At 53.2% G+C, this 20,389-nt stretch carries 11 protein-coding genes; 1 reads left to right on the top strand and 10 read right to left on the bottom strand.

Annotation, left to right across the window (positions count from 1 at the left end; genetic code table 11):
• Positions 1-16: 16 nt before the first annotated feature.
• A complete protein-coding gene (locus tag PLIM_RS07355) occupies positions 17-1,123 on the bottom strand; it encodes a GNAT family N-acetyltransferase (protein WP_013109687.1) in 1,107 nt (368 codons plus the stop codon).
• A 284-nt stretch (positions 1,124-1,407) separates the two neighbouring features.
• On the opposite strand from PLIM_RS07355, the gene PLIM_RS22620 reads away from it, so the two are divergent.
• A complete protein-coding gene (locus PLIM_RS22620; RefSeq protein ID WP_013109686.1) occupies positions 1,408-2,283 on the top strand; it encodes a formylmethanofuran dehydrogenase subunit C in 876 nt (291 codons plus the stop codon).
• A gap of 3 nt (positions 2,284-2,286) precedes the next feature.
• Here the strand turns inward: PLIM_RS22620 and PLIM_RS07340 are convergent, their stop codons facing one another.
• The 9 genes from PLIM_RS07340 to PLIM_RS07300 all read right to left on the bottom strand — a co-directional run bounded on the left by PLIM_RS07340 (position 2,287) and on the right by PLIM_RS07300 (position 20,305).
• Complete coding sequence (locus PLIM_RS07340; protein WP_013109685.1) at positions 2,287-3,195, bottom strand: DUF58 domain-containing protein; 909 nt, start codon at positions 3,193-3,195, stop codon at positions 2,287-2,289.
• Positions 3,196-3,236: 41 nt separating this feature from the next.
• Positions 3,237-4,274 carry an AAA family ATPase gene (locus tag PLIM_RS07335; RefSeq protein WP_013109684.1) on the bottom strand — a complete coding sequence of 346 codons (1,038 nt, stop codon included), beginning with the start codon at positions 4,272-4,274 and terminating at the stop codon, positions 3,237-3,239.
• A 77-nt stretch (positions 4,275-4,351) separates the two neighbouring features.
• Complete coding sequence (locus PLIM_RS07330; RefSeq protein WP_013109683.1) at positions 4,352-8,713, bottom strand: hypothetical protein; 4,362 nt, start codon at positions 8,711-8,713, stop codon at positions 4,352-4,354.
• Complete coding sequence (locus tag PLIM_RS07325; protein WP_013109682.1) at positions 8,710-10,545, bottom strand: hypothetical protein; 1,836 nt, start codon at positions 10,543-10,545, stop codon at positions 8,710-8,712. The genes PLIM_RS07330 and PLIM_RS07325 overlap by 4 nt, the downstream gene beginning before the upstream one ends.
• Positions 10,542-13,031, bottom strand: a complete 2,490-nt coding sequence (locus PLIM_RS07320; protein ID WP_013109681.1) for a vWA domain-containing protein — start codon at positions 13,029-13,031, stop codon at positions 10,542-10,544. Before PLIM_RS07320 ends, PLIM_RS07325 begins: the two co-directional genes overlap by 4 nt.
• The gene (locus tag PLIM_RS07315) at positions 13,028-15,829 is read right to left on the bottom strand and encodes a BatA domain-containing protein (protein ID WP_013109680.1); all 2,802 of its coding nucleotides are present in this window, start codon (positions 15,827-15,829) and stop codon (positions 13,028-13,030) included. Before PLIM_RS07315 ends, PLIM_RS07320 begins: the two co-directional genes overlap by 4 nt.
• A gap of 68 nt (positions 15,830-15,897) precedes the next feature.
• Positions 15,898-17,163: a prenyltransferase/squalene oxidase repeat-containing protein gene (locus PLIM_RS07310; protein WP_013109679.1), complete on the bottom strand. Its 1,266-nt coding sequence runs from the start codon at positions 17,161-17,163 to the stop codon at positions 15,898-15,900.
• Positions 17,164-17,574: 411 nt separating this feature from the next.
• Positions 17,575-19,173: an MFS transporter gene (locus PLIM_RS07305; RefSeq protein ID WP_013109678.1), complete on the bottom strand. Its 1,599-nt coding sequence runs from the start codon at positions 19,171-19,173 to the stop codon at positions 17,575-17,577.
• Positions 19,174-19,504: 331 nt separating this feature from the next.
• On the bottom strand, positions 19,505-20,305 hold the full coding sequence (locus PLIM_RS07300; protein WP_013109677.1) for a ferritin-like domain-containing protein: 801 nt from the start codon (positions 20,303-20,305) through the stop codon (positions 19,505-19,507).
• Positions 20,306-20,389: the final 84 nt, after the last annotated feature.

Genomic DNA, 20,389 nt, shown 5'->3' with positions numbered 1-20,389 from the left:
GATTGTCAGTCGTTCCTCACAGTGCATCGACCTGATGAATACGCAGTGGCGTTGTCGGCTGCTGCATGTCCACACGTCGAATGGTGTGACGCTTGGCGGGTGCTGGAGCACCCAGCCATTGACGGCTGAGTTTTAGCAGACTTGTCGAGAAACGGGGACTTCGAAAGTTCGTCAAACGACTCGTCCAGCCGACTCTGGCTCCCCAATTACCGACGCTTGATAGGTATTCCTCTCGAAAAAGAGCCGTATCGTCCCCATATTCGGGAAGTTCCAGCAGAATTCTTCCCAAAAGCCATGATCTGGCAGCCTGCTGGCTGGCTGATCGTGCAGGAGAAATTGCCAGCACTTCATACCGGCCTCCATGATGATGACCAATCACCACGGCCTCGATCAATCCACCTCGACTGGCCACTGCGAGATCCAGCATTCCCAGCTTGGCGGCCCCCTCGACACAGCCTCTTAAGTAGGGCACGAGTGAATCATCAAACTGGCCCTCGACACGTTCCCAAAGCTGACGGGTCGCCAATGTAGATTCTTCCGGACGATGCCGCTCGATTTGCAATGAATCTTGGCCCGTTCGACTGACTTCGATGATTTCAAGATCCCGATGAATATAAGTTGCCCAGTGTTGGTAACAATCGGTTGAGAATGAGGCAAATCTTTGCCAGCGAGTATGACTGACTGGTGTACGTGCCAATCGGCAAGCACTCATACATCGATCCAGCATCCCGGGATCATCCGAGAGATACCGCAAGTCGAGAATATCGAAATCATTTGACCCGTGGAGAGCTCGAAATGTGGGGAAGAGCGTGCTGGTGATATTCCTGCCGATCGGTCGATATCCAACCCCCCAGCTATCCAGCGGCCATGTCAATAACCGGACATTTCCCCAGTGAGTGGGTACTTTCTTCAGGATCAACGGTGCAAACCCAACGGGCTCGTCACCGAACATGACGACGTGGCATTCGAGAAACTTATCGTGGCCAAAGCATTTCCAGTAATTTTCGAGCCACTCCAGAGACTGCGTAAACTGTGCCCGGGGATCTTCCTGTATCAGCCGAGTCCAGGCCTCGCGAAAAGGTTCCAGATGTTCGAGTTCGGTGACAGGAATCACGTGATACATGTTGCTTAATCTCCACGACCCAAGGTTCAATAGTGAAGATCGCAAGGGCTGTACCAGAATTCTGGCCAAACGGCATTCGTTGAGTTACCTTTCAATACTGCAAGAATTGGATTCCAACAGCAGGCGAAATCCCGTCAATTGTGAGGATCGATTTGTGTTCTATGCAGAATTCGACATTTTGAGCCGGTCTATTGAAACATGAGCTGCATGCCAGCCAGTTGCCCAAACGCACCACAGATTGCGTTCATGTTTCATTTCAGCAACATTCGCCACGGTGCATTTCGATGAAGCTAACTCTTGTTCAACAACCAGTTCTCACATTGGATTTTTCACGATTCTTTGCTGAGTTAAGAACTGGCATGACGACAGCTGACTTGATGCAGTTGCCCGTGTACGAAGGGAATCGCCTCACCGCAGCCCGGGAATGGCTTGCTTGTGAAAAAGGTGATCATGACTCCATCGAAATGGAGGGTGACCTGAGCCGTTGTGATGGATTGGGTCATCAATGGTCGCATGGCGAGCTCGTCATCCATAGTCACTGTGGCAGTTTCATTGGCTCAGAGATGTCTGGTGGCAGCGTTATCATTCATGGTGATTGCGGATCTGACTGCGGCGCGGCCATGAAAGGTGGACAGTTTTTTGTTTATGGCAACGCAGGTGATCGATTGGGAGGGCCACGTGATGGTGCCATGGCTGGAATGGAAGGAGGAGAAATCCTGGTCGCAGGAAAGACCGGGCGTCATACAGGTCAGTTCATGCGGCGAGGCTTAATCGCGGCGTGTGGAACAATGGGAGCCCAGGCAGGCCACGGAGCGATTGCCGGTACCATCGCCACGATGAAAGGATTCGGACAGGCATCGGGGTTCGAACTCAAGCGTGCGACACTGATTTCGATGTCAGCTTTACCAATCGATGCTTCATTCAATGAGAATATTGCTCACCCGCTGAATGCTGCCGATTCGTGGCGTTATGCAGGTCTGATTTCATCGAACTATTTGAATCTGCTCTTTCGACGACTGCATCGTCTCTATTCGCAATTTGACCATCAATTGACCGAACAATGGTTGTTCAGCGAACAGAACCCGCCCATGTTTGATCGATATCTGGGTGATCAACTGTCGATTGGTCACGGTGAATGGCTGATCGCTCGCCAAATGTGATGGCTATCGAATGGCTTTGACCAGTGACCTGCGGTTCAGGTAATCGATCAAGGTTTCGGCAACAGGGATTCTTGTATCCATCACAATGTGTTCAATGCGATTTCGCAGGCACATCTGTTTGAAGTTTTCAAGATATTCATTGAAAGCAGCCAGATACTCACGCCGAACATCTTCTGTCTGTGTGAGATACTCCTCCGGAAGTTCAAGACCTTTGAACTTCACCATTCCCGTGAAGTCGAAAGCAACTTCATGGTGATGAAGAACATGAAATAACACGACTTCGTGATTGTTATAGCGCATCCGCTGCAGGACAGGTTCCAGCGATTCCACATCTGTCAAAAAATCACTGAAGATCATGATGATTTCACGACGCGCAAAGCGGCTGTTGAGTTGCGACAGGCAACTGGCCATATCGGTCTTGTCAACCGCATCGCATTCATCCAGATGCCGGGCCATGCGTATGATTTGTGACATCGAGTTTCCTGCAGGAATCGAGCCGCGGACGCGATTGTCAAAAGTAGCCAAAGAGACTTTATCGTTCTGCCGGACTATGGAATAACCCAGAGTCGTTGCCAGCTGGGCTGCGTAAGCGAGTTTTTGTTCGAGTCCGTCGCCATATCTCATCGAAGCACTGATGTCGAGAATCAGATGGGCGACGAAGTTCGTCTCCATCTCGTACTGCTTGATGAAGTAACGATCCCTCTTGTAGTACAAGCGCCAGTCAATGTGCCGGACATCATCACCAAGCACGTACTCGCGATGACTGGCGAACTCAACCGCGAAGCCACAAAGGGGAGACTTGTGAGCACCGGCAAGATTGCCCAGAACCATGCCCCGCGGCTCAATGGTTCGATCCGCCACTCGACCGAGTGTTTCCGCATCGAGGTAGCGGGATAACAGACTGCCAGCCATGGGCCATCCTCAAAGAAATGCAATTCGACGAAACATTGACACTACACCGCGACGGCTGCTGGTTTGGAGTATTTTCGGTCAGCCGGGATTTCTTCGAGCAGCATCTCGATCAAACGATCGCTGTTGATATCCGCAGCCTGAGCAGCATAGTTCGGTGCAATTCGATGACGCAAAGCCCCACGTGCGATTGCCTGAACATCAGCCGTGGTCGCATGATATCGACCGTAAAGGACAGCCCTGGCTTTTGCACAGGTGACCAACGTGATCACACCGCGCGGGCCGGCACCCCAGTTGACCCACTTGTTGACAAACTCGCGAGCCTCTTTGGAATTGGGTCGAGAACCTCGAACGAGTGCCCAGGCATATCCCAGCACCTGATCGCTGACGGGAACTCTCGTAACGAGTTTCTGAAACTCAACAATATCGGCGGCAGTCATGACAGGTTCGATAGTGCCCATTTCGCCGGAGGTGACTCTTCGGGCAACCTCCCATTCGTCGGCCGCCGACGGATAATCAACGCGAATATGCAACAGAAAGCGATCCAGCTGTGCTTCTGGCAAAGGGTAGGTGCCTTCCTGTTCGAGTGGATTCTGAGTGGCAAGGACAAAGAACGGATTCGGCAACTTATGAACTTTTCCACCGGCAGAAACTTGCCGTTCCTGCATGGCCTCAAGCATCGCGGCCTGTGTTTTGGGAGGAGTTCGATTGATTTCATCCGCAAGAATCATGTTGGCAAAGAGTGGACCGGGCAGAAATCGATACTCACGCTCGCGGGTCTGCAGATTTTCCTGAATGATGTCTGTCCCGGAGACATCACTGGGCATTAAATCGGGGGTAAATTGAATTCGCTTAAACGACAGATGCAGGGCCTGGGCTAATGAACTGACCAGCAGGGTTTTGGCAAGACCAGGCACCCCTTCCAGCAAGGCATGCCCGCGTGCAAAGATAGCCACCAGCACCTGCTCAATGACATCACCCTGCCCCACGATCACCTTCGAAAGCTCATCACGAAGTTTGTTATACGACTGCTCACAGCGATGTACGGTGGCAAGGTCGTCAGAGTTCTGGATTTCACTCATGCGATAAGGCCTTTGATTCTGTATCCGACAATTCGGTGTTTGATGTAAGGCAAGTTAGGAAACTGTCAATGAGTCAATCAGTCCTTGCTCTCGAAGTAGCGTTTCAGCTTTTCTTCGTAAGCCCGTGGTGCTTTCTGTTGACTGTTTGCTCGAATGGCATTTCTCAATTCGGGGGGAAGTTTGGCAAACCACGGCTGCTGTTCGACAGGTCTGGTCCCACCAGAACTGTCGCGCCCGGCCACTTTCCCTGCCTGAGTGGGAGGCACTTTTTCAGCATCGGTGGGAACTTCTCCATTCGCCTTGAGGCCTTGATTCTCAGTACCCTCCCCCTGTTGTACCCCTTGAGCAGAAGTGGATTGTGCTGAAGTGGCATTCGAAGCTTGATTTGACATAGCTGCCGATTCAGGGCTGGGAGTTCCCGGAGCATCTCCCGTCGCTTCAGCCAGAGCACTCTGGCTGTCGTTCATCGCTCCCGTTTCAGAAGCTGCCAGATCGGCGAGAGCGGCATTCAAAGCCTCCTGGGCTGCACTCCCCGCCATCATACGGGCGGTGATTTCGGGCGAAGAAGGTACGAAATCACTTCCCAGATCATTCGGATAAGCACCCTCGGTTGAAGATTTCTCGGAACCTTTTCCGGGAGCCCCCTGTGATTGAGCCGGGCTGGCTTTCCCGGTACTTTGACCTGGAGTTTGGCCAGCGGGACTATTGTTCTCACTGGCAGAAGCTTGAGCGTTGCCTGCATCGGCAGGTTGACCAGCCGGTGAATTGTCCGAAGGAGAGGATGGCTGATTCGAAAGTTCGCCAGCAAGTTCTCCCGCTGATTTCAAAGCTTCCTTAAGTGCCGAATTCCCGACTGCCTGCTGTCCAGATAAGCGAGAGACTGCTTGACCAGTGGCCCGCTGTGCCTGGGCAAATTTTTGAGTGGCTTTGGCCAATTCAGCCGCGTTCATACCGGGTGCAGCAGAACCGTTCTCTGCCGCCTGTTGGGCCATTTCCCGCTGATCATTGATCTGCTGGGCAGCCGCCTGTTGGGCTTTGGACTGGTCGGCAATGGCCTGAGCAATGGCGGCTTCCTGCCTGAGCTTCTGCTCAGCCGCAGCCAGATTCGCAGCAGCTCTCGCGAGGTCGGTTTCTACCTGATCCCGTGTTTGTGCCAAAGCTTTGGAATCGGTTGATGAAGGCGAATTTCCAGTTGCTGCCTGAGGCATTGCTGCTTTCGTCGAACTGGCCTGGGCTTGTGATGTTCCTGCAGCCTCCTGATCCGCTTTTGATGAGTTGGCTGCCTGCGCGCTGTCGCTGTTTGATGGATTGGATGGCGATGAATTGCCACCCGGTTGAGAGGTGTCCGTAGAAGCTGTTTGAGCAGATTTCTGGGGCAGGTTGGCGTTATCAGTACCCTGAGTCTGTGCCTCTGGGCTTTCTCCCTTTGAGGCCATGCCTTGACGCGAAGCTTGTGAAGCAACGTCGTCACCTTCATTCGCAGCGTGTGCCAATGCTGCTGCAGCCGCTTCATCGATTTCAGCAGCTTTGGCAACCAGTTCACCCGCCTGATCGGCTGTCCTGGCCAGTTGACTGGCCTGTTCGGCCATAGCCTGTTTGAGCGCCTGCTTCAACGAACTTTGAGCTGCTTGCAGTGCAGCTAAGGCTTCCTGCTGATTCTGGGAAGCCGTTGTTTGATCTCCCTCTTCAAGCTGACTGGCGGCTTTCTCTCCAGCAGTCTTCGCTTCTTGCAGTTCCTGCAATGCCGCCTGGGGTGCAGCGTTCATTTTTTCGCCTGAATTGGCGGCTTTTTGCACGGCCTTTTGCGAAGCCTCAATAGCACGATTCGCCACTTGCTGATCCTGAACGTTGCCAGTGTTCGCTGGTGGATTTTTAGCGGCTTGATTTTCAGCTGCCTGATCGCGAGAGGCTTGTGCCTTCTGACGAGCGGTCTCTTGAGCCTGCTGCATCTGTTGGCTGGCTTTCTGCTGTGCTTCAGCGGCCTGTGTCGCTTTCGATGATGCCAAGGCCTGTGCCGCAGATTCCGCATTGGAAGCAGCCTGAGAGAGTTGTTCCTGCAGACCAGTTTCCATCGGAAGTTCTTTCGCGACACGACTGGCTGCCGCCTTGAGTTGATCAGCAATTTCCTGCTGTCTGGCAGCTTGTTCGACGCGCTCTGCCGCGGAGAGAGCGGGAGCAGTCTCAGATCCTGATCTGGAAGTTTCCTTAGTCGCGGGATTAGCCTCGCTGGCTTTCTGCATGGCTTGCGAAAGTTGATTCAATTCCCGTTCGACGGCACTGGCTGTGGCAGCTTCTTTCGAACCACTGGCCTTCAACTGAGCTTCAACGGCATCGCTGAGCAGTTCCTGAGCCTGAGCAATCTGCTCAACAAGATTGGAACGAGCTTCCATCTCCTGAGCGAGAACCTCTTCAGCAGCGGCTTTTACCTGAGCAGCTTCATCAGCGGCCTGTTCACTCAATTTCGCGAGAGCTTCTGCCTTTTTCTGTACGTCATCTCGTAAGGCGTTCGCCGCTTCTGCCAGTTCTTGTGCAGCGTTTTCAGCGGCCTGTCCCGCTTTCTCAAGTGATTCTTTACTGGAAGGATCGTTGGAGCTTTGATTCTTAGCCTCCTCGAATGCCTCAGTCGACTTCTGAGCAGCAGCCTGAGCTTGCATGAGTGCCGCTTGGGAAGCGACATCGGCCTCTTGTGTTGATTTCTCAATCAACTTGGCGACATCGGCCACATCTTTCGCTCGTTCGGCCAGTTCTGTTGCAGCCTGCGCTGGCTGAGCTGGAGGAGTCTTTGCCAGATCTTGTGCTTTCGCTGCAATAGCCCGTTCTTCTGAGGCCGCCCGTTCCAGAATCTCGGCAGCGCGGGCGAGTTCTCCGATTTCCAGGGCAGAAGCTTTTCTCTCGGCGGCCGACTTTTCCCGCTTGATGGTCGCCTGTGCTAACTCCAGAGCACTTTTGGCTTCAGTGAGTTCTTCGGCGTTGAGCTCGTCCGCTGGTTTGGCGGCTGCAGCTGTGGTTTCAGCAGCCATTTCGATGGCGGCATCAACATTCGCAGGTAACTGACCGATTTCCTTGGCCTGCTGTGTTTTTTCTTTCGCCTGGGCTGCTGCTTCCACTGCACTTTCGGGAGTTGCAGAAGGAGCTTCCGCGACCTTTTCCAAGGCTGTGTCAATTCGTGTTGCCGCTTCAGAAATCAGCTTCTCGGCCTGTTCGAGCCGGGCGACATCGGCTTTCAATTCGGCTGCCGCCTGATCGGTCGTTGAACTGGCGGCTTGACGAGTCAATTCGGCTTCAAGTGCCGACAGTCGTCCAATCACGGAGTTCTGCGAAGCGAGTGCAGAGTTTGTCTCATTTTCCAGCAGCTTGGCTGTGGCCTCAAAAGCGGCCTGTGCAGCTGCTTCGACGTGCTCCTGGGCCGTACGAGTTCCGGTGATCTCGCTCGAAAGCGCTGCCACCTTCTGCTGCAAAGCTGATTGCTGATTGACGATTTCTTCGGGAACTGGCTCGCCTTGATCAAGTTGAGCAACCTGATCCCGCAAAGCCTTTTCGGCTGCCAGCAGCTCTCTGACTTTTTCAATCGTCTGTTGTTCGCGGGAGTCGAGAAGCCCTTGAGTTCGTTCGATCACACGCAACAAATCCTGCAGCCCTGCAATGACCAGAACCTGCTGATGACTGGCGACTTCATAATCTGCATCGCGAAGACTCTTTTCGGCCTGATCGAGATGTTTGCCCACCTGCTTTTCTGACAATAGCGCAATTCCAGCAGTTGCGCCCTCGCCAATTGTGCCCCCCCAATTGCGGACATCTGAAAGTGTCCCCACAAGTTGCACAAAAAGACCACCCACATCCCGCTGATCCTCACGAGTACGAATCGCCAGGCTTTCCTGGAGAGTTTTCGATTCTTCAGGAATACGAACGGTCTGTTCCTGCACTGTGGTCTGATGTTTGATCAACCGCTTGACCTGCTCGGCCAGTTCCGCCGATTTGAGCCTGCGAAGAAGATTCTGCCGCTCGGCCGAGAGACGGATCACGATGTTGCGAATGGTTTGCCGGGCTTCGATAAAGCTGGCTTCCCGTTCTTCGGAATTTAGATCCTGAGCGTCTGCCAATTGCTGAACGACCTGTGCCATCTCGGTATCGACAAGATTACCGATGTTGCTGTGCATCACCTTGATGTCGCGATAGACCGAAATTTCCGTAAGGCCGTTTTCTTCGAGTTGTCGAAGTTGCACATCCAGGACGCTGGTTAACAGGTCGCGTGCCATGGCACGGGCACGCTGCTGATCATCCTGCTTTCGCCGCAGCATCGCGCCGTCGATCGAAGGGGGAGCAGCTAGAGCCGGGGCTGTAAACCAGTCAGCGACGACCCCATTACTGGCCACAACCAGCAAGAGGCTCAAGCCATGACGAACAAAGACGCGATTGAACAGTGACTTCGACTCGTTCACTTGGTACCTCCAATTCCCAGTTCGCGCTGGATAATGGCATCGAGTTGTCTGGCTGACTGCTGATCGGTTTCGAGTAATCCGGCGAGAATGCCACTTTGATCAGTGACCTGAAATGTAAGTGGCTCACTGCGTCCAACCTGTGAAGGGAGATTTCCCCGCTCGTCTTCAGCTTCGACGATAACACGCACTTCGTCACCTTTGGCCAGTCCGAGGCTACTGAGATCGAGAGCGGTCTGCCCTCTTTGCAAAGAACTCTGATCTTTCAGAAGGACAGGCTGTTTGATCGCGCGTTGTTGACCAGATTCCGTGGTGGCCGTCACGTGAAGTGAGACAGTTTTGAGAGCGTAATCATCAGTCGCCCCCCAGGTGATGACGGGAGACGCCTGCGGAAGAATCAGCTTGCTGATCGCCACTGCAGCGACACGCGGTGGTTTATCGAGTTTGATCCGCAGCATTCCCGTCACAGGTTCGGCCAGTTTCAAACCATCAAGATCTTCGACATCCAGCTGAAAGGTCAGATTTTCTTTCAGAGTATCCAGGGGTGAACCCGGATCTGTCATCCAGTGCGTAAACCCTGTTGGTAGTGAACTTGAGGAACTCGACACCTGAGACTGTGAGGTGACTTTCGAAGAGTTCTTATCGACGGGTGAAAGATCAAAAGGTTGCCCATTGATCGTCATCGTCACTTTGCGTAAGGCCTTAACTGAAGAAATGTCGAGTGCCACTTTTGAGCCTTCGAGGACAGAAACCTGCAGCTGCCCTCGCGCTGGTGGACGATTGCCTTCTCTGAGACGGGTATATTCTGGTTGTTCGACAAGAACCGAAACCTCGACGACGGGGCGCATGATCAAGTCGATTATCAATGGCTGGCTCTGGGCATCTCCGGCACGAACGATCCCTCGAACCGATTGTCGAAGTTCAGGAATGACGGCGCCATAAGATTTCAGCTTATGATCAGCACTTTGGCTTAGGGAAGCCTTGGCATCAGCAGGCTGGTGATTCTTCAGACCATCCGCTTTGAGTTCAACGATCAGGGATTCACCAGGAGCAGCCTGCATCTCCCAGCTAGCGATATGCGGATCTTCACCGGAAGTCTGCACTTCGATGGCAAGTGGTTCCCCTTCCACAATACGGAAGAGGCCTTGTTGATCAGCCGTTTTCCCATTAACGCGAATCCATTCGATCTGTGTGCGAGTCGGATAGCTCTCATGACTTAACAGGAGACGACTGAAAAAGACTCTCGTTGCCTGAGGAGCGAAGACTGCCAGTCCGCTCCAGATCAGGAGTCCACATACAGTTGCCAATAAACTGTTTCGAAGAGGTTGCCACGAAAATCCGTCAAAGACATTCAGTGAAGGAGTAAACTCATCGACATACTCGACGACAGCTCGCGCCAGTTCTCGTGAGCCATAACGCCGCTGAGTGGGGTTAGCAAATTGCAGAGCAGCGACCAGATCACTTTCGATCTCGTGCTGCTTTTCCACCTGCAATGCCAGAGATTCGAGATCTTCCCAGTTCCTCCACGCAGGAATGACGTAGCGAATCATCAGCGTAAGAAGAAGTGTGGCCACCACCAGACCTGAGACAAGTCTGGCAACCAACGACAAGCGGAAGGAATAATCCACAGCAAAGAGAAGCAGGCCCACCACTCCTGCCAAAGTGACGAGATATAACGTGGAGCGCAGACCGCTGCGAAGCCACTTCCGGCTCTGCAAACGACGGAGTTCGTTCGTCAGCAAACTAAGTGGTGTTGCAGAATTTCTGACGGACATCGACGGATTCAATTCGAGGATCGAATCGTCGCCGGGATGGGGAAAGGGAGTTGAACTCATGGCAGGTTCACTCCTTTTCTAATGGCCCATTCGAGGCTGAGTAACGTGACAATCAAGCCAAGGCAAAGCCAGGTAGCCCAGATCGGAAGAATCACAACCTGTTGAGCCTGGAATTGCGGCGCTCTGATTTCTTGAGCCAGCTGATCGAGTTCATTCAATTCGCAGGCTTTGCCACCGGTTTCTGTCGCCAGAGAGATCTGGAGTGCGCTGTTCCTGACGGCTGAACGTCTTTCGGCAGATGAAGAAGCCACATGAAATGAGGTCGAAACTGATTGTTTTTCAATGGGATCGAAGATCGTTAACTGATGTTCTCCCCCTTGTGTGACCTGCAGCCTCGTTTCAAAGACACCTGGCTTCAAGGCTGGGATCAATAGCTGCTGAGGCTCCAGCCCGGGCGTTTCCAGATTACTCAACTCGGAACTCAATCGACCATCAGGGATCTGATCTGCCCCAAGAGGATTGAAGTTCTGATCGTAGGCTTCGACAGTCACAACAATCTTTTCATCGGCGCGATAACGGGATTTATCTGTCCGCACGACGAATCGTTTCTGGTTACCGACAGCATGACTCAGCCCTAAACGGTGAATGAGCTGTCCCCAGAATTGGCGGTAATAAGACTCACCATAGAGACGGCGCAGCCGCCACATTTCGTTATGGGCAATGTAAATCACTTCGCCCCGGCCATATTTGCGAATAGCGATTAAAGGCTGATGGGTCTTTCCATCCGCACACAGGGCCGTGGGGTGTTCTGCCAAAACCGTTGTCGAGCGTGGTTCGACTCTCAGAACAGGCTGATACCAGGGCACTTTTCCCAGATTTGCCCACGCCCGGCGATCTTCTTCGGCCGTTTGTCCTAATCGCATGAAGTCGAACTGACTGGCCAGTGGTGTCAGTTTCATCGCGAACTCCTCGCGATCATCGAGACGGCCATCGGGATCGACGACCACGGGGAGCATGTCGGCCAAGGGTGTTTGAGCCAGTTCGCCCGGACCAAAGCGAGGCCCGGCCATCACGACCAGACCACCTCCAAATTGACCTACAAATTCTCGTGTCAATTCGCAGAAGCGACTGGTCAGCGAGGCTGCCGGCATATCACCGAGAAAAATCACATCCGTTTGAAAGAACTCATTTCGAGGAAGAGTGAGCGAAGGAAGAAAGAGATCATTGGTCTCGCGAACGACAGGATCAGCCGAGCGAAGATAAGTACGAAATCCCCGCATCCCCACGAGACGGTCTCGATGGAAGACCTCCTTGATAAACCGCCACTCCCACGTGGGTTCATACTCGACAAACAGCAGTCTAAGGAAATCATCGATAACGTTGACGTCTTTCGTGACTCGATTGTTTTCGACAACAGTTTCACCAGGGATTGCCTCGACTTCTGCAACGAAGACCATTCGTCCCGCCTGATCGGGCAAGTAAGGAAACTCCACGGGGAGACTCGCCGAAGAAAGGCGAATCTGTTGTGACCCGATCAAACTCGGAGGAGTTTCGCCACTGGCAGGCTGCACACTCAACTTCACTTGAACCGTTTCACCCTGGTTTTCGCGTTGCCTGACTGTCACAACGACCGTCGACGTTTCTGCCTTTTTCATCGTCGGAGGAACGAGCAAATCGACAGAAAGATCTCTCGCTGAAGTTGGCCCGACACCCACGGCATAGACAGGAACATTGAGCCGTCTGGCACTGGAAACGGCATTCGGGCCAGAGTTCTGATCAAAGTCACTGACGACGACCAGCCCCGCCAGATGATCGGTCGAATATCTCCTCGCCAGATCGTCAATCGCTGCTCCATGAGCAGAAACCTCGCCTTTGGTTTCCCACAACTTGAGTGAATTCAAGAGGTGGTTGACAGAGTCCTGTTCGTCGCTTTCGCCTGAACCCAGAAGGCCAGCGAGAGCCATGGAGTTCTGGACGGGAGTTGAGTCTTTCTTTTCCGCAGACAGGACACGAACACCCTGTTGATCGACCATGGAAAAGAGTCGAATACGAAACTTCTCAGCCAGTTCCTGAACAGCCTTTCCTCCATCCTTCTCCAAGGCCTGGCGGACTCGTTCAGATCGAGATAATAGTGGCTGAGGCGAAGAGGGAGAGGCGTCACCGGCGCCTGAGGCTTGGTTGACGGAAGGATCTGGTTCCACCTCATTTTCGTCAGCAATTTCCATGCTTTCACTGCCATCCAGCAGCACCCAGAGCCATGGTTTGGGGTAACTGATAAACTTCAGTTCTAAAATCGGCTCTGCAAGAATGAGCACCAGCAATGCCAGGACGAGAGCACGAAACGCTGCCAATAAACCTCTGGTTTTCGACCACTGCCCACCCTGAAAACAGAGATAATAGAGACCACTCAGCATGGCAACGGCAGCCAGCAGGACCATGAGCAGCCAGCCATTGTCCTGCACCCAGGGAGCTGCGAAAGAGATCCTTCCGCCGGAAAGTTCGTTCAGATTATCGATCCCCAGAAGCTGTCCCAACCACTTCATCATGGCTGTGCTCCTTTCCTGCCGGAGAACGTTCGCCGCGAAGCAACAAACATTTCGAGGAGCAAAGACGCGATCATCAATCCAATCGCCAGTTGCCATAAGCTCTGGCCACGATTGCTGCCACCAGTCAGCAAAGGTTTTTCACCTGCGGCAAGAACACGGACATGTGTTGATGAAACCAGCTCAGCAAGTTCATCTGTAGGTAAGGTTTCGAGACTGGATTCGATCGCAGGGGCACTGACAGCGACAGAATAAATGGCACGCTTTTCAGTCCCGGATGCGGTCGATTGATTACCCGTTTGAGAATCATCGCCAGGAGTGCTCTCATCACGAGCAGGATTTGCAGAAGCATCACTTCCTTGTGACTGAAATTCATAGAGCCCCGACATGACTGGCCGTCGAACGATGTAGCCATAGACATCGGAACTCAAGGCTTCCACGGAGACGACATTGACAGATCCTTCGGGCCGTTTGAGAAGCAGAGAATCGCTGGTCGTGGGAGCTAACCACTGGATGCGTGAGCCAGCTTCAAAGTTTCTTTGTGGCAAGGATTGAGACGCCATCTGTGTGAGCAGTCGATGATACATGAACATCGCTGGTGAGAGGCGTATGAGGTTCCAGTCGCTGGTAATGCCGCTGGTGCAAAAGAGGACGCGCCCATCTTCGACTTGCCGCTCAATGAGAAAAGGCAAGTTATCCGTTGAGTACCTGGCGAGAACCTGAGGCGTTTCCCGCCGAGCCAACTGAGAAAGCCGCTCATCGATTTGTGTTTTAAATTGCTGAGGTGATGCCAACAGGTTGCGAGATTGTGGTTCGGACGGTTGTGTCAGATCCGTCGACTTCTGCTGGAATTGATCGTGTTCCGTCCGTTTTAACTCCGCCAGCTGCTGAAGCTCCTGGCGAAGTGGAGTGATGGGTGCTCTCCAGTTCCACCAGTTCACAGTTTGCGCAGCAGGCAAGCGAGACTGCTGATCGGCGGATGATCCACTCCCAAGGCCGGCCTTGAACGCCAATCGCTGTTGGACAGACTGCAGGATGGCATCGATCGACTCTTGACTGGCATTGGCCTTAACGGCTTTAAAAAACAGAACCGATTCAAAGAGCGATTTGATGGCTTGAGGGTCTTCGCCCTCAACCTGAAACAACTCGCTGTTCAATGATTCTGAGGTGATTGCAAATGGCGAGAGCTGGCTGGGTGATTCTTCAGGCGTCGTTCCAAGAAACTCAGTTTCCAGAGGGAGGGGCAACAGACCTTCACCATCCAGCCAGGCATCCTCCATCCAGCCACGGGGATCGAATTCACCGCCGGCACAAATCAAAAGAGGGCCACCCTGGCGGACATATTCGAGCAGTAATTGTGTTGCGACACCGGGTCGTTCAATCCCGGCGATCACGACACAACGAGCCTGAGCGAGAGTTTCCTGATCAAGCTCATCGATACGCCGGCGGATGACCTGATAAAGTGGACGATGTGCAAACTCCGAAGTTGACCTGGGGGCCAGCAGATGCTGTAAAGCCTCGGTCTCGCCAATTTGTCCTTTGGCCGCATTGGCCTGTTCACCCCATTGATCGACAAACACAATCGGGACGGCTGTCAGCACGGGAGCCAGAATCGTACGACGATTGTCTGCCAGGAGTAGATCGGCTTCAGGAGTTTCGGAAGAGATTTCCAGTGTTAATTCGACCCATTGCGGACGCTCTGGATCGACCTGGCCATCGTAACTCCAGAAGAATTCAGCCTCGTATTGCTGATTGGGCAATAGAGGAATGACCTGATTGGCAACCTCAGTCCGGTCGGCTAGCAAGCGGGCATACACCGTTGTGGGAGTTTGATCGGCACCCGCTTCAATTCGAGCGATGATCCGGGCCGGTGTCTCGACACTGATCAAGCCATCTTCAACCGCCAGGCTGGAAATATGCACATTTCCAGAATCGGCAGTTCCACAGGGAACAATCTGCACATCAGCTAACTCTTCAAAACGCTCCTTGAGTGAAGCATCTTTCCAGAGAGCCCCTTGCAGATCGGAAAAGATCACCACCCGCTTGACGGGCAGATCCGTTGAAGTTCGACTCGCTTCTAAGGCGAGTTCGGCAGCTAAACGTGGTGAGCCAATCGTATCGGCCACTCGAATCTGCTCAATCGCCTGCCGGGCATCATCCATCGAGCGAAAAGGATCTGTCGGCCAGGAGTCAGAGCTTCCCGCTAGTGGCAGGACTGTCGCACGGCTTCCGGGTGGTAAACTGCTCAAAAACTCCAATGACGATTTTCGGGCAGCATCCCAGCGTGTTCCACTGATGACACCCGCTCCCATACTCCGACTGTTATCGAGTATCAGGATGGCATGCACAGGATTCAGTGAGCTGGCGAGACCAGCGCCCCCTGTGTTCCCGGCTCCCAGGCTCCACCATAACCCGCAGATTGCGACCAACGAAAACAAACTGACGGTGGCAGCAATGGCGCGGGCCTTGAATCCCTGATTGATCGCCATGGCGGCCATGCCTGCCATCCCAACGAGACCAGCCACAACGAATAAACTCGTCATCCAGGCAGAACCGCCAGATATCCAGGGCCTGGCCAAAGCAAGACCGAGGCAGATCAAGGCACTCATCCGCAGAATCAGCAGCAGCCAGTCTCGTAAATGCAGAATTCTTTTCTGCCGCTCGATCGCCTTGCGGAGAAAATCCATAGCTGCCCACTCGACCTGTCGAAATCGACGGCGATTGAACAAATGAATCAGCAATGGCGACGCAGCAGCGACCAGACCAGCGATTGCGAAACTGTAGGCATCAAAACCGAACATGTGAAAAACTGCTTGCCTTGGTCGAGTACCAATCCATTCAGAGAGAAATTCTGCAATCGTCGCGGGTTCTAACGAGGTTTGTTCGCCGCAGGTGGCCCGGATAACTGATCTTTCAAACCTTCGATCTTCCCTTCCTGGAGAATCGGGAGATATCGATTGGGCATTGCCAGAATAAAGCAGGCGACGGCTGTCCCATAGAGTTGCCCCTGCTTGCCATGCACCCAGCGGGTATCGCGCCAACTGCCATCTTCACCGGGATTCTCCGGACGCTTGACCTGGGAAGCGACGAGATAATCTCGAAGTGCAGGATAATTCTTCTGCCAGTCGGCTCCACCTGTCTGATAAATCGCCTGTCCGACGTAGTAGAGCGTGTAAGCATCAAAAGGGACTTCACCACTACCACGATTGGGGCGAATGCGGCTGACTTCTTTCGAAATCTGTTCCATGTTCTTGGCAATCCGCCAGTCGTCGTATTGGCCAAACTCCTGTAGACAAACAACTCCACAAGCAGCCATCGCGAGCGTGGTGCGATTCCCATCGTAAGTGAACTGACCAGGCCCTTCCTGAGCTTTTTCATCAAAGCCACGAGCACCATTTTCGGCTTTGTAATGATCTCGCACACTCTGTATCGCAAGGCGAACGACATCGTTCCGCACTTCGAAACCACTATCGACAGCACTTCGAAGTGCCTTGGCCTGCATCACGACAAGACTCAGATCATGGCCATGCTGCTGCCTTTTGGCGCGATAATCCCATCCCCCGTCTTCGCACTGGGTATTCGATATCAGCCTTAAAGACTTATCGAGCACGCGGCCAATTTGCGGGTCGCCAGTCATGCCGTAGGCCTGCCCAAGCACAAAAGCAGCGAGCCCGTGGTTGTACATATCGCGTTGGGCATCGGCGGAATTGAGAAGCCCCGAAGGTTTGGCTTTTTTGAGCACATATTTGAATGCGCGATCAACGGTATCCCCATACCGCCCCCGCTGTGGCAGGTGACCTGCCGCTAGAAACGAGAGACCGCCGAGACCCACGAGACCAAGATCTTCCGACTCCCAGTTTCCTTCGGTCCCCTGATTTCGAGCGAGCCAGGCCAACCCTTTCTGAAGTGCTGCTTCGCTCTCTGGAGTCACTTCCCAACCGGGGATCGGCTTGCTGGAGCTGACTTGATTCGCTCCGTCCTGAGCAATTGCGAGCCGCTGACCCGCAACATCAAGACATCGATCTGCCAACAGCAGTAAGCCAACCATACCGCAGCAAAGACGCCAAGACGACTCATGGTGGTGAGGAGTTCGAATTCCAGAAAGCAGTAATGTCCAGCATGTGGCAAGGTTCATAAAAACTGCTTTGTTATATTCCGCTTCAAAGAACCGGGGTCGCGTGTGAATTTCGATTTCTTAGTCAACCGGATGGGATTTCTCACTCGAAACACTCACGTTTCTCGCGATGCATTCCAGATTCTCTGGCTTCACAACTGAGATGGCCGAGTGAATGTCTACAATAACAAAACTGTGGGAAATGAAAGGAATCAGACCGATTGGTTACCAATGTTTCAGAACATGAACAGAGCCATCATTCTTCGATAGGTGACTCTACAACACATTTGTGCCGTCATTGGGGTTGGTTACGCCGGAATCAGCAGCAGACGCGAACTTTTTTTCATTTGTCAGTCTGGACGACAATTCTCGGAAATGATGCCACCTGCGACGAAGGAATCGCAAAAAGACATTCAACCCGCACCATTCAGGCTACTCAGGAAGTCCTTTTCCATTGGTTTCGGGAGCGAACCAGATCAGGATCGCACCTGCGATGTAGACCAGACAGATGACACTGCACGCGACGGCATATCCTCCTTGAACACCCGCAAGAGTCTGCACGTCCTTAAGGAGTGCCAGCAATGAACCGATCTGGAGAGCTCCAATGGCAGCGATGACACGCCCGAAATTGAAAGCAAAACCCTGGCCTGTCGCACGCAGCCTCGTCGAGAAAAGTTCCGGCAGATAGAGGGGGAGCCAGCCATAGAAGGACGCCGTCATCACTCCGAGAATAAATGAGGTGAACAGAAACATTGGGCCATACTGGTTTTGCAATTGGTAGAAACCCAGGACGGAGAACAGCGACAAAATACAAAGTGTAAAATAGCTCACACGTCGCCCCAGCAGATTGCCAAAGTAAGCGGCCAGAATGGTCCCCACAATCGCTCCGGTCGAGGTGGTGAGTTGGGTGTACTCTTTGGGATGCTGCCACAACAGACCCAGATCAGTGCGATCAATCCCTTGTGTCAGTTGACCGGCCCAGGCCATGGCCCATTGTGTGGAGCCCCAGGTACCCAGGAGTGCCACTCCACTCAGGCCAGCACCCAGGAGCATTCGTTGAATCGGAAACTGCAACAGTGGGACTCGCCCTAAAGCACGATCCCGCTGCACAAACCGAATCGCAGGGAACAGAAAGCCCCCTGCAGCAATCACCACACCCGCTACGATCCCGAGAATCCGGAGCGGCATGATGATTCCCGGCATAACACACATGGCAATCACGAGTGCCGGGCCGGCAGTGCCGATGAGAACTCCCCATAGATCCACAGAGGACATGGAGGCCGTACTGCCACCAGCTTTCTCCTCCAGCCAGCGTTCAGATTCAGGGACAAAGATGCGAAAGAAGAATGTCAGGACAGCGGGTAATGTGCCGAGCATCATCATGATCCGCCAACCATCATAGGCCACCAGCATCTGGACGGTCGCTTCCGGTAAGCCCGCCCACAACAGGCCGCTCTCCAGCGACTTAATCACCTGGGTGAGCAGAATTCCGACAATACCAACAAGAAAATAGCCCGCATTGGCAGCAGCACCAATGAGCCCCGCCATGAGTGCCCGCGAACGATTGGGCCAGACTTCCATGACGAGTGCGACCCCCAGCGACCATTCGCCACCCATCCCCAGTGCTGCAATAAACCTCAACACCCCCAGTTGCAAGGGAGTCTGGGCGAAACCACAAAGTCCTGTGAAAATGGCATACGTGAGCACCGAAAGACTCATGGCACGCACTCGTCCGACGCGATCACCCAGCCAGCCAAACAGCACACCACCAGTCGCTGCTCCCACGAGAAAGACGGCGATGATCATTCCGAAAACAGGGCCAATCAACGCCTCCTGTTCTTTGGTGGCAATGAGCGGGATGCCCAACAGATCCTGAACCGCCCGGCGGCCCACCATCGAAAAGACACCCATTTCAGCGCCGTCGAACATCCATCCCAGGAGTGCGGCTGTCAAAGCCATCCACTTGCCCCAGTCTTGCGATCGAGACGAATCCGAATTGGCCTGAGATGCAGCCAGCGGGTCATGGCTCATGAATGGTCTTTCAAAGATTTCACATCAGCGAGGATTGTTGTCAAAGGTCGGCAATTCATTCAAATGTCTGATGCCGACTTCAAATCAGAGTTAAATGATGTGATTCTGGCTACCTGAGTAAGCAAACGCAATTTGCAAAGGAGTGAAAATGTCTCAAAACGCCCCTTCTCAGCCAGTGAAATCAGCGACAAGCACCATGAGATCATGATGTTTTGCATGAAGCTCGATGCTGAAACGAATCGTCAATTGAAAGCCTCATCGCGGATCGCGGAGGACGCGAGCTAAGTGAGCATGCACATGGCACACAGGGGCTCTCAAGGCTTGGAAGGCTTTACTTTCGAATCGACCCTGTATGAGTGGCTTTGAGCCTCGATACGAATTCTTCATCCATCCCTGTTTTGTATCTTGAAGCCTCATCGAGTTGGTGACCGACCGATTTGGACGGCCTCATGGGAAAGTGCAGATGCGTTTCATACGCTTCCCAATCGGTCATTGTGGGTGGCTTGAGTCTGCGGAGCCATTCGAGGCCAAAACGCACGTGCTCGATTTCGTCTTCGTGAATGCGGCGCATGATGGCTGCACTTTTGAGATCACCAACCGATTGAAAAACGTCTTCGAGTTCCAGACTGTGATCGAGATTGCAGCCTTCGAATGTCAAAGGAAGTCCAGCCAGGTAATCCATCACGGATGTGAAGGTCATGGCCTGCCGCCAGATGTACGAGTTGACGGGTAGCGATCCAAACTCGATCCCGAGAGCTTTACAGCGTTCCATGTGCATGCGGGTGTGCCGCTGTTCGTCTTTCATGACTTCCGCCAGCCCCAGACGAAACTCAGTAGGTGCCTCGGGAAATGCGAGCAATACCCACGCCATGACTTCGAGTGCCTGCAATTCATGATTGGCCATAATGTGATGGGCAATTGCACGTTGAGCAGGTTCAGAAAATCGAGGAATGGCCGGCATGGGTGGTGCCGTCCTCCGGGCACCGAAAGTGAGCTTCTCTTCGCGAGCGGGAAGTGTGAGTTTTTCGGCCATGCCAGGAGCCTGATCGGTCAATTGTTCCCGAACGGGCTGAATTTTCTGCATGCACGAAGGTGACTTCAGTACCTGTTCCGCAAACTCGCGAAGTTCCATTTCCTGAATGTTCCGAAATGATTGATGTGCCCACATTCAGCAACAGAATACTCAAATAGGCTGATGGGACGATCCTCAATGGCT

The sequence above is a fragment of the Planctopirus limnophila DSM 3776 genome (genome assembly GCF_000092105.1).
In the GTDB taxonomy this organism is placed as follows: Bacteria; Planctomycetota; Planctomycetia; order Planctomycetales; family Planctomycetaceae; genus Planctopirus; species Planctopirus limnophila.
The sequence above is the reverse complement of the archived record's forward strand: the minus strand, read 5'-3'. Positions and strand labels throughout refer to the sequence as shown.

Excerpts from the sequence above, each read along its gene's own strand:
- PLIM_RS07355 (WP_013109687.1), bottom strand. The coding sequence starts at position 1,123 with ATGTATCACGTGATTCCTGTCACCGAACTCGAACATCTGGAACCTTTT.
- PLIM_RS22620 (WP_013109686.1), top strand. The coding sequence starts at position 1,408 with ATGAAGCTAACTCTTGTTCAACAACCAGTTCTCACATTGGATTTTTCA.
- PLIM_RS07340 (WP_013109685.1), bottom strand. The coding sequence starts at position 3,195 with ATGGCTGGCAGTCTGTTATCCCGCTACCTCGATGCGGAAACACTCGGT.
- PLIM_RS07335 (WP_013109684.1), bottom strand. The coding sequence starts at position 4,274 with ATGAGTGAAATCCAGAACTCTGACGACCTTGCCACCGTACATCGCTGT.
- PLIM_RS07325 (WP_013109682.1), bottom strand. The coding sequence starts at position 10,545 with ATGAGTTCAACTCCCTTTCCCCATCCCGGCGACGATTCGATCCTCGAA.
- PLIM_RS07320 (WP_013109681.1), bottom strand. The coding sequence starts at position 13,031 with ATGATGAAGTGGTTGGGACAGCTTCTGGGGATCGATAATCTGAACGAA.
- PLIM_RS07315 (WP_013109680.1), bottom strand. The coding sequence starts at position 15,829 with ATGTTCGGTTTTGATGCCTACAGTTTCGCAATCGCTGGTCTGGTCGCT.
- PLIM_RS07310 (WP_013109679.1), bottom strand. The coding sequence starts at position 17,163 with ATGAACCTTGCCACATGCTGGACATTACTGCTTTCTGGAATTCGAACT.
- PLIM_RS07305 (WP_013109678.1), bottom strand. The coding sequence starts at position 19,173 with ATGAGCCATGACCCGCTGGCTGCATCTCAGGCCAATTCGGATTCGTCT.
- PLIM_RS07300 (WP_013109677.1), bottom strand. The coding sequence starts at position 20,305 with ATGGAACTTCGCGAGTTTGCGGAACAGGTACTGAAGTCACCTTCGTGC.